Below are 12,512 nucleotides of genomic sequence, written 5' to 3'. Positions count from 1 at the left end.
CGGGCGGCGCTCCGCCCCGTTGCGTGCGAGGCCACCTCTGCGGGTGGCGCTGCGGGAGGCCGACTGCGATTGCTCTACGCCGCGGGCACCGAGAAGCGGAAGAGTTTCCCGGACCACGTGGCGTACAGGTTGTCGCCGATGGCTTGGGCGGACCAGGAGCCGGAGCTGCCGGTTGCCCGGTGGTGCCAGATGCGCTCGCCGGTGTCGGCGTGGAAGGCGTACAGACCCTTGGTGCCCGCGGCGACGAAGAGGCCGCGCAAGGCACCCAGCAGGTCGAGGTCGCCCAGGCCCGCTCCCGCGGTCCAGCGTTCGGCGCCGGTCTTGGCGTCGAGGCCGTGCAGGACCTTCTTGTCCAGGTAGCAGACGGTCGCCCCGGCGCGCGCGTAGCCGCGGTTGCCGCGGGCGGCGGTCTGTACCGACCACAGGGTCTTGCCCGACGTCGGGTCGAAGGCGGTGAGCAGGCCACGGGTCGAGCCGCTGAAGCCGGTGCTCGGGTAGCAGAACAGGGTGCCTCCGAGCAGACTCAGGGATCCGGAGAAGCCGAGGATCTCGCTGTTGGTCGGCGGGAGTTCGGTGGCTTTGCTCCAGAGCGTCCGGCCGTCGTCGGGGTCCAGGGCCAGCAGCTTCATGTCGGCGTCGATCCCGTAGAGCACCTTGCTCTTGTCCGGCGGGTAGAGCGTGACGAGGTCCTTCGTCCACACCCGCTCACCCGTCGTGCGGTCGAGGGCGGTGTAGCCCCGGAGCATCGCGGCCGGATTGATTTTCGACGCGCCGCCCCAGGCCAGCAGCGCGCCCGCCGGAGTGGCGCCGATGATCATGCTGATGTCCTTCACGTCACGTGAGGTCCACCGCACCTCACCGCTGGACGCCTCCAGGGCCCGGAAGCGCCCGCCGCTGGTGGTCATCAGCAACTCGCCGTCGCAGAAGTCCAGCTTGGCCGTGTCGTCCCCGGCCGGGGGTGCGTCCCACAGCTTCTTGCCGGAGCGGCCGTCGAACGCGTGCACCTTGCCGTCCGTACGCACGGTGTAGACGCGCTTGTCGTCCGGGAGGGCGTCGGTGTTCTGGCCGCCGAGATCCTTCCACAGGGGCTTGCCGGTGCTCCGGTCGAAACAGGCACCGGTGGCCTTCTCGGTGCACAGCAGCGTGGAGCGGGTCACCGCGCGCAGCGACATGCCGGGCTGAGGGAGCTCCTTGGTCCACTCGAGTGCGGGGGCCCTGACCGCGCCCTCGCCGTTCTCGTCGCCGGCGCGAAGGAACCAGGCGGTGCCGCCCGCCGCCGCGGTCACGGCGAGTACGGCGCCCCCGGTCAGCAGCCGGCGGCGGCCGAGCAGCGGGGCGCGCAGTGCGCCCTGCAGCATGCGCTGGTCCTCGGTCACCTGCGCCTCGACCGCGCCGAGCCAGCCGGCGGTGGTTTCCGGGCGCAGCCAGGCCTGGAGTTGCTCGACGGTGGGGCGGCGGGCGGGGGCTTTGTCGAGGCACGCGGTGACGATGCCGAGCAGGGTGCGGGGCACGCCGTTCAGCTGCGGTTCTTCGTAGGCGGCCCGGTAGAGCAGCGCGTGGGCCGCGCCGGTACCGAAGGGCGGAATGCCGGTGGCGGCGTAGGCGAGCACGGAGCCGAAGGCGAACACATCGCTCGCGGGCGTGAGTTGGCCCCCTCGCGATTGTTCGGGCGACATGAAGCCGGGCGAGCCGGCGACCTGCCCCTCGGCGGTGAGCACCGTTCCGTCGACGGCCCGGCTGATGCCGAAGTCGATGACCCGGGGGCCGTCCCGGGTGAGCAGGATGTTGGACGGCTTGAGATCGCGGTGGATGAGCCCGGCGCGGTGGATGGCGGCCAGCGCCTCGGCCAGGCCGCCGCCGAGGACCCGCAGGGTGGGCTCCGGCATGGGGCCATGGGCGTCCAGGGCGTCGGTGAGCGAGGGGCCGGGGATGTACGCGGTGGCCAGCCACGGTTGCGGCCCCTCGGGGTCGGCGTCGATGACCGGTGCGGTGAAGGCGCCGGACACCGCGCGGGCGGCGTCGACCTCGGTCTTGAAGCGGCGGCGGAAATCGGGGTCGGCGGCCAGTTCGGGACGTACGACCTTGACGGCCACCGCACGGCCGCTGCGCGACGCGGCGAGGTGGACGCGTCCCATGCCGCCCGCGCCGAGCTCTCGGATCACCCGGTAGGGGCCGATGTACGTGGCGGGGGCGGGGGAGGCTGCTTGCGGGGGTGGCGTCGGCCGCGACGGCACCGGTGCGGAGGGCGGTATGGGAGGTGTGGGCGGCATGGTCATGGCGCGTCGCTCCGGAAGGCGTGGAGGGTGGTCTCGGATGCGGCGAAGAGCGTGCTGCCGGAGATCTGCAGCAGCCAGTTGCTCTTGCCTTCGGTCTTGCCCCCGGCCTCTTCGCCGGCTTTGTCACCGGGTTTTTCACCGGTCTTGCCGCCTGAGGGCTGGTGCGCCCACAGCGGTTTGCCGTCGGAGGCGCCAAGGACGATGAACCCCGGGACGTCGCCGGTGGCCCAGGTGGCGATGGCCAGCACGGATGAGGAGACGGCGGGCCCCTGGTCCTGTGCGCCGCCGGTGGTCGTCAGGTGCACCGGGCTCGCGGTGTGCCACACCTGCTCACCGCTGCGCATGTCCAGGGCGAACACGGTGCCTTGGCCGTCGTAGAGGTAGGCCCGCTTGCCACGGACCTTGGCTGCGCTGATGGTGGTGGTCTCGTTGACGGCCGTCCACAGCTTCTCGCCGTCGGCGGCGCCAAAGGCCTGCACCTTGGTGCTGGTGACGAGCAGGGTCTTGCCGTCGGTGGACAGGTGGGGATAGGCGCCGGGTTTGATGACGTCGCGCACCTTCCACCGCTCGGTGCCCGAGCGCAGGTCAAGGCCACGGAGCGTGCCGTTGTCCTGGAGGAAGCAGCGGCTGCCTTCTGCGTACGCCTGGAAATCGCTGCCCTTGACCTTGCGCGACCACAGCACCTCGCCCGAGCCGACATCGACCGCGCACACCCCGTACCCCTCGTGACCACTGGTGCCCACGACCGCCACCGAACCGGCGACGGACAGGACGCTCTCGACGAAGTCGGCGGACTGGGCGCCGTCGCCCTGCTCGGTGACGGTGTGGGTGAACTTCTGCTTGCCTGTGGCGTCGACGCCGAAGAGGTAGCCGCGCTCGCCGCTCCAGGCCGAGGCGAACAGCGTCGGCCCGCGCACGCCCATCCACTTCGGGTCCCCCGAGACGCCGGCGGGCTGGCGCAGCGACCCCGCCCAGCGCTCCTTGCCCGTGGTGATGTCATACGCGGTCGCGCGTCTCTGCTCCCAGTGCACCACCATATCGCCGTGCAGGTGGAGTTGTCCGCTCGACAGCTTCTTCAGCGGGACCGACCACCTTGGCTTCGGGCCGGCCGGGACCTTGGGCCGGGGTCGGCCGGTGGTGCCCGCGTCGGCGCGGGCCGGGGTGGTGCCGGGCTGGGAGCGCCACCCGGCCAGCGCAGCGGCCCCTCCGCCCGCCGCGACGGTGGTGCCGGCCGCGGCGATCCACAGGAACCTGCGGCGACTGGGCCTTCGGGAGTTGGTGGCGAAGGGGGCGTCGGGCGGCGTGAGGGACGTCAGGGGTACGGGCGGCGCGGACACCAGCACGGCTGCGTGTGCTTCCCGCCGCGCCAGGTCCTGCCGCAGGCCCTGCGTCAGGAGCGCGGCAGGATCGGCGCTCCCCAGCTCGGCCAGCACCGAAGCGGCGCTCGGCCTGCGGGCGGGGTCCTTGTCCAGGCAGGCACCGACCAGCGGCCTCAAGGCCGTGGGCAGGCCGTCCAGTTGGGGCTGGTGATGGACGACCCGGTAGAGGACCTCGGTCGCCCCTCCGGGACCGAAGGGGCCCTGCCCGGTGGCCGCGAAGACCAGCACGCAGCCCAGGGAGAAGATGTCGGCCGCCGGCCCGGCCTCGCGGCTCGACATGATCTGCTCGGGTGCCATGAACCCCGGCGTCCCCATCACGGCGCCGGTCCGTGTCACCTGGGTGGCGTCCACCGCTCTGCTGATGCCGAAGTCGATGACCCGGGGCCCGTCCTCGGCGATCAGTACGTTGCCGGGCTTGAGGTCACGGTGGACGATGCCGGCGGCATGAATGGCAAGCAGCGCCTCCGCTAGGCCGGTGCCCAGGGCTCGCAGACCGGCCTCGGAGAGCACGCCGAAGCCGCGCACGGCGTCGTGCAGCGACGGCGCGGGCACGTAGGCCGTGGCCAGCCAGGGCTGCGGTGCGTCGGCGTCCGCGTCGAGCACCGGCGGGGTGAAGAAGCCGCTCACGCGGCGAGCGGATTCGGCCTCGCGCCGGAAACGACCGCGGAAGTCGGGCGCCTCGGCGTACTCGGGCCTGATGACCTTCAGGGCGACCAGCCGCGAGCCCGGCGATCGGGCCAGGAACACCCGGCCCATGCCGCCCTCGCCGAGGAGTTGGAAGACCTCGTAGGGGCCGATCCGGGCGGGGTGCAGCTGGCGAGGGACCTGGGCGGCCGGATGCGGGAGGCCGGTGACCGGCCGGGTCGGCGTGGCCGGAGGCCGGGGCACGGTGGTGTGCGCGGGCTGTTCGACCTGTGCGGACTGTTCAGCCTGTGCGGGCTGTGCGGGCTGTGCGGGCTGTGCGACTCTCGGGTCGCTGCCCTGGTGGGGGTGTGTGGGCACGTCGTCGCCGCGGCGGTCAGCTCAGCGAGCCGAGCACATCACGGGCGGCGGTGATGGCGGCATCCTCGGCCTGCTTCTGCGTGGTGTCGGTGGAGTCCCGGCTGTAGACGAAGTCCACGCTGAGCGCGGCATTACCTTCCAGGACGAGCACCTCTGCCTGGGCCAGCGTCCCGTCGTGGGCATCGACGGTGTTGACGACGACAGCCTCTTCGCCGAGCCCGCTCACCGACCGCGAACCCTCCACCTTGCGCACGCCCTTGAGGTCGCTGAGCGCGGTCTTCTTCTTCATGTCGTACTGGCCCTTGACGCTCGCGCCGACGGTAAGGCTGACACCCAGGCTCTGGTAGACGCCGTAGTCGTCCGGCTGCCACTCCGGCATCCTGGTGATCATCGAGGGCAAATCCTTCTCGTCCATCAGGCCCGGCGTGCACTTGCCCCCGGGCGCGATCTTCTCGATGGTCGACGCCTTGATCAGCTCGCACCCCTTGGGCACCTTGGTGAACGCCTTGCCCCCCGACGGCTCCTTCGGCTTGGCGACACCTCCCGGCACGCCCGAGGGCTTGCCCGACGCCGTGTCCTTCTTGTCGTCCCCAGATGTGGCGACGACCACCCCGATGACCACGGCCACGGCGAGCGCCGCGGCGCCACCGATCAGCCAGACGCGAGAGAGGCCGCCGCGCGGGCCCGAGCCTCCGGGACCTCCAGGGCCGCCCGGCGGAACCGGCTGCGACCAGGCCGAGGGCGCGCCCGGCGCCTGCGGCGGGACGGGCGGCGGCGCCTGGTGGGGCATCGGGGGCGGCGTCTGCCCGGGCCCCTGGGGGCTTTCGCCGAAGCCCTGCCGGGGGTCCACCTGCGGGTTCTCACTCACTGAACGGCTCGCTTTCCTACGGTTCATGCCCCTGGGGCAGGCAGGAACCCGTCCCAGGGGAGAGGCCGGAACGGATCGACCGGGACCGGACACGACGCGCCGAACCCTCTCGCGAGACACTGCAATGCCGATGAAATTCTGCTGAAGCAGAGGATTGGGCTGCCGCAGGGGAAAACGGGGAGCTGCGGTGAAGGGCGCCATGCACGGGGGAGTGCGAAGTGGACAGGAACACAACAGGCACAGCGGACACGGCAGGCGGGGACGGGACGGCAGGCGCCGGCACGAACGGCGCGGAGGCCACGGCCGACCGGCTGCGCCTCGCCCTGCTCGGCCCGGTCGGCGCCCACCGCGGCGAGGTGCCGCTCGACCTGGGACCCGTACGACGGCAGGCGGTGCTGGCCGCACTCATCCTGCGCGAGAAGACGCTCGTCACCCACCAACAACTCCTGGACGACGTATGGGGACTTGAACCACCGGGCACAGGCCGCCGGGTCCTGCCCAGTTACGTCTACCCCCTGCGCAAGGCCCTGGACGCGCCCGGCACCGGCCCCACCGCATCCGTGATCCGCGGTGAGCGCGGCGGATACCGCTTCGTACCCGGCGAGGCCCGCACGGACATCGGTGAGTTGAACCGACAAGCCGCAGCCGTACGCGGGGCGAGAGCCGAGGGCGACCTCACCGCCGCCCTCGACGGCTGTACCCGGGCGCTGCACCTGTTCCGCGGGGAGCCGTTGGCCGGCCTGCCCGGCCCGCTCGCCGACGCCGAGCGGCAGCGTCTTGCCCGGCAGCGGCGCGCCCTGCACCAGGAGCGAGTGGAGTGCCTGGTGCTCCTGGGCCGTAATGCGGAGGCCCTGGACGAGTTGCTGGCCGCGCCGATGGCGCAGCCGTACGACGAACCGCTCGCCGCGCTGCGCATGCGCGCGTTGTACGGCAGCGGCCGACAGGCCGAAGCACTCGCCGTCTACCGGGAAACCCGCACCCGGCTGCGCGACGAACTCGGCGTGGAGCCGGGCGAGGAACTGCGCCGCGTACACCAGGGCGTGCTGCGCCGGGATGATCCGCTGCTGCTCGGCCGGGTCTCGTCGCCCCGCGCCACATCCTCCCCGCAATCGCCGCCCTCGGCAGCCGCAACTCCACCGGTACCCGAGCGTTCCCCGTCCTCGCCCTTGCCTGCGCCCACGCCCCGACCCCGCCGCAACGAACTTCCTGGTGACACCGCCTGTCTCGTCGGGCGGGAGCCGGAACTCGCCCTGCTCACCGCGCCGGTGCCGGCTGGCTCGGTGTCCGTGGCCGTCGTGGACGGCACGGCAGGCGTCGGCAAGACCGCACTGCTGGTCCGCGCCGCCTGGACGCTGCAGGACCAGTACCCCGACGGCTGCCTATTCGTGGACCTGCACACGCACGGCGCCCCCCACGAGAGCCTGCGTCCGCAGCGCGCACTGCACCAGCTGCTCCGCGCCGTCAACGGCGCCGACGACGAACTCCCCGACGGGCTGAGCGAGTTGGTCACCGCCTGGCGGGCGGCCACCAGCTCCTTGCGGCTGCTCGTGGTCGTGGACGACGCCGGCAGCGCGGAACAGGTGCGCCCGTTGCTGCCCGCGGGGCCGGGCAGCCGGGTCCTTGTGGCCGGCCGCCGGCGCCTGCCCGGCCTCGATGCCGAACAGCGCCTCACCGTGGAGCCGCTGGACACGGGCGAAGCGGTCACCCTGCTGACGCGCCTGCTCGGCGAGGGGCGCGCCGGACAGGAACCGCAGGCCGCGCAGGAACTCGCCCACCGCTGCGGCGGACTCCCGCTGGCGCTGCGGATCGCCGGTGCCCGGCTGCAGAACCGCCCGACCTGGACCCTGGCCCACCTGGTCGGCCGCATGTCCGACGACCAACGCCGCCTGGGCGAGCTCAAGGCGGAGGACCGCAGCGTCGAAACCGCCTTCCGGATGTCCTACGACCTGCTCGCCCCCGAACTGCGCCGCGCCTTCCGCGCGTTGAGCCAGGCCCCCACAGCCGAGTTCGACGGATTCACCCCCGCCGTCATGCTGGGCCGCTCGCTCCAGGACACCGAGGACCTCCTGGAGCGCCTGGTCGACGCGAGCCTGTTGCACCAGCCGCGGCCCAGCCGCTACCGGCTGCACGATCTCGTACGCGACCACACGCGCCGTCTCGCAGCCGCCGCACCCGAAGAGGCTGCCGCGGACCGCACCGCCGTGCTGCACCTCTATACGGCCGCCGGACGCATCGCCAGCGACTGGGGACCGGAGGGCTACCCGACCGGCCCCGATGTCTCCCACGCGCCCTTCTCGGACTGGCGGGAAGCCGACGCATGGCTGGAGGCCGCGGGCGGCCAACTGCTCGACGTGGTCGCCTTCGCGGCGGCCACCGGGCAGCTCGACCACGCCTGCTGGATCGCCGAGTCCCTGGTGGATCCGCTGGTCCGCCAGGGCCGCTTCCACGAGTGCCGCTCCGCCCTGGAGCTCGCGCTGCCCGGCGCCGACCTGGCCGACGACCGGCGGATGCCCTCATCCCTGCGAAACTGCCTGGCCATCGCGGACATCTACCAGGGGCGCTTCGAGCAGGCGCACGCCTGGTGCACCGATGCGCTGCGCCTCGCCAGCCACCGGGGTGACCTGCGCGAACAGGCTCGGGCGACCGCCGTCATGGGCGCCGCGGAGCGCGCGCTGGGCCGCTTCCCGGAGGCGGCCGCCCACCTGAGCGAGGTCATGGGGCAGGCGGCCCGGCTCGACGACGACTGGCTGGCAGGGATGTCGAGCTGCAACCTCGGTGCACTCCACGACCAGCAGGGACGCCATGAGGAAGCGCTCACGTACTACGCCACCTCCCTCACCTTCGCCGAGAAGATCGGCCGCCCCAGAATGATCAGCAAGACCCTGTGCTTCACCGCCGAGGCCCACCTGGCACTCGGCCGGCACACCGAGGTCAAGGACCTTGCGCGGCGTGCGGCGGACCTGGCCCAGGAGGTCGGCGACCTGCAACTGCGCGCGACAAGCCTGTCCCTGCTCGGCGCCGCCGAACACGGCCACGGAGACCTGCCGTTGGGCATCGCGCTCCAGCAAGAAGCACTGGCCACGCTCACCGAACACACCAGCAGACCCCTGGAGATGGAGGTCCGCCGCCGCCTCGGACACACCTACGCGGCAGCGGGCCACCCGGCCGAGGCCGAGCGGCAGTTCCACCTCGCGCGGTCCCTGGCCGGCGCGATGTAGCGCCAATGGCCCTGTGGGGCGGCCATGGGGCCTTTCCCCGGGTGTTGTGCGGCGGGAGCGTGTACTTTTCGGGCGGCGTCCCGGAGTCTGTTGTGGTGGACTCACCGTTGACCACTTATCTGCTTCCCGTCGTCCTCGCCGTGATCATGTTTGGTCTCGGACTCGGCCTGGCCGTCGCTGACTTCCGTAGGATCGCGGCGTTTCCACGGCCGGTGGCCTGCGCGCTGTTCTGCCAGCTCGTGCTGCTGCCCGCCACTTGCCTGGGTTTGGTGTTGGCCTTCGATCTGGGCCCGGCGCTGGCGGTCGGCATGATGCTGCTCGCGGCCTCGCCCGGCGGCACGATGGCCAACATCTTCAGCCACCTCTTCGGCGGTGACGTCGCCCTGAACGTGACGCTGACCGCCATCAACTCGGTGATCGCGGTCGTGACGCTGCCGATCGTGGTGAATCTGTCCCTGAACCACTTCATGAGCGGCACGGACGAGGCGCTGGGTCTGCGTTTCGACAAAACGCTGCAGGTGTTCCTGGTCGTCCTGGTGCCGGTGGCGGCCGGGATGCTGGTGCGACACCGCCGACCGGATTTCGCCGAGCGCTCCACCAAGGTGGTGAAGGTGACGGCGGTGGCCGCGCTCGTCGGGATCATCATCGCGGCGCTAGCCGCCGAGCGGAAGAACGTGCTGGGCTACCTCGCCGACGTCGGCCTGGTGACCTTCCTCTTCGGCGTCATCTCCCTGAGCGTCGGCTACGGTGCGACCCGGCTGGTCCGCGGCGATCACCGGCAGTCCGTTGCCACCTGCTTCGAGATCGGCATGCACAACACCACGCTGTCGATGGCGATCGCCCTGAGCCCCTCGCTCCTGGACAGCACCCGCATGGCGATCCCCTCGGCGGTGTACGCGGTGCTGATGTTCGCCATGGCCCTGGCCACCGGTTTCCTCCTGCGCCGCATGGCTCCGAAAGGCGCCCCCCACGCCTCCGCCGCGCCCCCGACGCCGCAAAAACCGGTCGGCCCGTAGTAACGACAACTCCGTCTCGCCTGCCCGGCTGCCAACTTCCGCAACACGCCTTAGTCTGCCCGAATGACCTCAGACGCGATATCAACTGCGGCTACGGACGCGGCTGCGAACGCGAGCAAGGCTGCGAGAAAGGCTGCGAGCGCGGCGGGGAAGGCCACCTCTCCGGTGATCCTGCCCGGACGCCGCCGCGGTTCTGTGACCCGGCTGCATCAGGGCGTTCTGATCGTGCAGTCACGTGCTTCCGAGAGGCGCATACCGGTCGCGGCGATCGAGCGGGTGGAGGTCAAGGGGCCCAAGGGGCGCAGACTTGTGGTCGTACTCACCGCGCCGGAGGCGGGTGACCGGGAGTCCTTGACGGTCTACAGCCGCAGTGCTCCTGGCGTGCTCGCCTTGGCCCATACGCTGAGGCAGTCCCTGCCAATTCGCGACGAGACCCAACCCCGGGCCGACGGAGCCCTGTTGGTGACGCGGGTACCGGTGGCGAAGCCGGCCACCGACTGGCGCCGCGTGGCCTTGCGTTGCTCGGTGTCGCTCTACCTGCTGGCAGCCGCGGCGATGCTGATCAGGGGTGTTTCTGGTGCGGCTGAGTGGTACGTGGCCCTGGCGTGCTGGTTGATCGGCATTGTCGCGGTCCCGCTCCGCCACGGCGTGCGCGCGGGCTGGGAGATGGCCCGAGAGACGTGGCGGCTCCGCACCTGCGGGGTCCTCGTCGAGGGGCGCAAGCTGTACTCCGGTACCTACGAGTTCACGGACATCGAGGGGCGGGCCCGTCAACTCACGGACGCCTACGAGTCCGCGGAGCAGGTGCAGATCCTCTACGATCCGACGGCTGCCGAACAAGTGGCCCAGGTGGGCCCCCGAACTGCCGGCACGCTGGCCTTCGCCGCCCTCGTCTGCCTCCTTTCCCTCGCCGCGACCGTGACGCTGGCAGCCATCGGGGTGGCGGGACCGCTGGCCGTACTCGACGTCCTCCCGGTCGGCTTGTAGGGAGTGGAGTCCGGGCAGGGGAAGCAGAGGGTGGGACCACCAGCGTCCTGCCCCTGCTGGAGCGCAAGTCCGGGGTGACGTGGTGGACAGTGCGTCGGGTGTTGGACGTGACTACCGCCATCGACCAGGCATGCCGCATGCTGCATGATCGAGCGATGCTGGTCGAACTGGTGAAGGTCGCAAAGTTTCCCTCGAGTCCCTGGCTGGCACATGTCCGGACGCCGTTCGGCGAAACAGCGGTGCGCTGGTGCGGTGACCAGGCCGCGAAGCCGGGCAAGTACCACGTTGAGTGGACGGTCCATGAGTGCATCGTCTGGGGGTGGAACGCGAAGCCGGCTGTCGGCGTCGGGCCGGGAGTCCGACCTGGCGGGCACTGCGTTGTCCTGCGCGGACGGCTGGACCTCACCGTGGACGGCGCGGCCGTGCTGGACTTCGACGGCTCGCAGATTCTGCTGGACCTTGCCGAGGAGCTGCCCGAAGGTGTTGCCGGCACGTGGGTCGAGCTCTTCATAGAGCGCAGGAAGATCGCTCTCCATCCGTACGAACTTTGACCAGAGGTCACTCCCTGACCGTCGTACTCTCACAGCCACCGGGAGGCTGGTCAGCAGGTCGACCTGGCGCCATGCTCTGGGCAGTCTCCCCACCAGGAGGGCCCATGAAGGCCATCGCCCAAGACTCCTACGGCACCGTCGACCGCCTGGAGCTGCGCGACGTCGAGCGCCCCGTTCCCAAGGACAACGAAGTGCTGGTCCAGGTGCATGCCGCCGGGGTGGACCCGAGCATCCTGCACCTCATGACCGGCAAGCCCTACATCGCCCGCCTCGCTCTGGGCCCGCGCAAGCCCAAGAACCCGGTCCGCGGCTGGGACCTTTCCGGAGTGATCGAGACGGTCGGTGCGAAGGTGACGCGCTTCGAGCCGGGGCAGGAGGTCTTCGGCAGCGGCGACGGCTCGTTGGCCCAGTACGCCTGCGCCAAGGCCGACAAGCTGGCGCCCAAGCCCGACAACCTCACCTTCGAACAGGCCGCGGCTCTCCCCGTCTCCGGCGTCACCGCCTACCAGGCCCTCAGCGGCAAGGCCCGCCCCGAACCAGGCCAGAAGATTCTGGTCATCGGCGCCTCCGGCGGCGTCGGCTCCTATGCCGTACAGCTTGCCGTCGCGCAGAAAGCTGAGGTCACCGCCGTCTGCGGCCCAGCCGGTGCGGACTTCGTGCGGGCCCTGGGCGCCACCCACGTCATCGACTACACCACCGGGGAGATCACCGACTCCAAGCAGCTGTTCGACATCATCCTGGACACCGCAGGCAACCGCCCGCTGTCTCTGCTGCGCCGCGCTCTGGCCCCCAAAGGCGTCCTGGTGATGGTCGGGGGCGAAGGCGGCGGTGACTGGGTGGGCGGAATGGGGCGCCAGCTCGGCGGCTACGTACTTTCGCCCTGCCTCGGCCAGACGCTGAGCAGCGTGATCGCGAGGGTGCGCCACGAGGACCTGCTGGCCCTCAAGGAGCTCGCCGAGAACGGCACGATCACACCGGCCATCGACCGCACCTACCCGCTCGATGAAGCCGTCACGGCGATCAAGCACCTGGAGACGGGCCACCCCCGGGGCAAGATCGTCGTGACCGTATGAGCTGAGGGAGATCGCGGCACCAGCCGCACCCGCTACGACCGACAGCAGAAGGGAGGGCGACAGCCCCGGCCGGTGTCACCCGCCTTCCGCTTCCACTTCCTCTTACTTCCCGTCACTTCCCGCGGCCTCGCAAGAGGCTCAC

The 12,512-nt window shown here is 71.2% G+C and carries 8 protein-coding genes; 5 read left to right on the top strand and 3 right to left on the bottom strand.

Going from position 1 to position 12,512, the window contains the following annotated elements; translation table 11 throughout:
* Window positions 1-74: 74 nt before the first annotated feature.
* From AB0M70_RS31005 to AB0M70_RS30995, 3 genes are read right to left on the bottom strand one after another with little or no spacing between them, the layout of a single operon-like run.
* Window positions 75-2,276, bottom strand: a complete 2,202-nt coding sequence (locus AB0M70_RS31005; RefSeq protein ID WP_365825053.1) for a PQQ-binding-like beta-propeller repeat protein — start codon at window positions 2,274-2,276, stop codon at window positions 75-77.
* Complete coding sequence (locus tag AB0M70_RS31000; protein ID WP_365825051.1) at window positions 2,273-4,657, bottom strand: PQQ-binding-like beta-propeller repeat protein; 2,385 nt, start codon at window positions 4,655-4,657, stop codon at window positions 2,273-2,275. The genes AB0M70_RS31005 and AB0M70_RS31000 overlap by 4 nt, the downstream gene beginning before the upstream one ends.
* A 16-nt stretch (window positions 4,658-4,673) precedes the next feature.
* Window positions 4,674-5,525, bottom strand: coding sequence for a hypothetical protein (locus AB0M70_RS30995; RefSeq protein WP_365825049.1), 852 nt, complete (start codon window positions 5,523-5,525; stop codon window positions 4,674-4,676).
* 218 nt (window positions 5,526-5,743) lie between these two features.
* Here AB0M70_RS30995 and AB0M70_RS30990 point away from each other — a divergent pair, with 218 nt between their 5' ends.
* From AB0M70_RS30990 to AB0M70_RS30970, 5 genes are all read left to right on the top strand, one after another.
* The gene (locus AB0M70_RS30990) at window positions 5,744-8,743 is read left to right on the top strand and encodes a BTAD domain-containing putative transcriptional regulator (RefSeq protein ID WP_365825047.1); all 3,000 of its coding nucleotides are present in this window, start codon (window positions 5,744-5,746) and stop codon (window positions 8,741-8,743) included.
* Window positions 8,744-8,748: 5 nt separating this feature from the next.
* Window positions 8,749-9,759: a bile acid:sodium symporter family protein gene (locus AB0M70_RS30985; RefSeq protein WP_365825045.1), complete on the top strand. Its 1,011-nt coding sequence runs from the start codon at window positions 8,749-8,751 to the stop codon at window positions 9,757-9,759.
* Between the two features lie 225 nt (window positions 9,760-9,984).
* Window positions 9,985-10,746 carry a hypothetical protein gene (locus tag AB0M70_RS30980; RefSeq protein WP_365825043.1) on the top strand — a complete coding sequence of 254 codons (762 nt, stop codon included), beginning with the start codon at window positions 9,985-9,987 and terminating at the stop codon, window positions 10,744-10,746.
* A 107-nt stretch (window positions 10,747-10,853) separates the two neighbouring features.
* The gene (locus AB0M70_RS30975; protein ID WP_365825041.1) at window positions 10,854-11,297 is read left to right on the top strand and encodes a hypothetical protein; all 444 of its coding nucleotides are present in this window, start codon (window positions 10,854-10,856) and stop codon (window positions 11,295-11,297) included.
* Between the two features lie 104 nt (window positions 11,298-11,401).
* The gene (locus tag AB0M70_RS30970) at window positions 11,402-12,370 is read left to right on the top strand and encodes an NAD(P)-dependent alcohol dehydrogenase (RefSeq protein ID WP_365825039.1); all 969 of its coding nucleotides are present in this window, start codon (window positions 11,402-11,404) and stop codon (window positions 12,368-12,370) included.
* Window positions 12,371-12,512 lie beyond the last annotated feature (142 nt).

The sequence above is a fragment of the Streptomyces sp. NPDC051214 genome (genome assembly GCF_040682375.1).
In the GTDB taxonomy this organism is placed as follows: Bacteria; Actinomycetota; Actinomycetes; order Streptomycetales; family Streptomycetaceae; genus Streptomyces.
Note: the sequence above shows the minus strand (reverse complement) of the source record. Positions and strands in the feature narration are given on the sequence as shown.

Excerpts from the sequence above, each read along its gene's own strand:
- AB0M70_RS31005 (WP_365825053.1), bottom strand. The coding sequence starts at position 2,276 with ATGACCATGCCGCCCACACCTCCCATACCGCCCTCCGCACCGGTGCCG.
- AB0M70_RS30985 (WP_365825045.1), top strand. The coding sequence starts at position 8,749 with ATGGCCCTGTGGGGCGGCCATGGGGCCTTTCCCCGGGTGTTGTGCGGC.
- AB0M70_RS30970 (WP_365825039.1), top strand. The coding sequence starts at position 11,402 with ATGAAGGCCATCGCCCAAGACTCCTACGGCACCGTCGACCGCCTGGAG.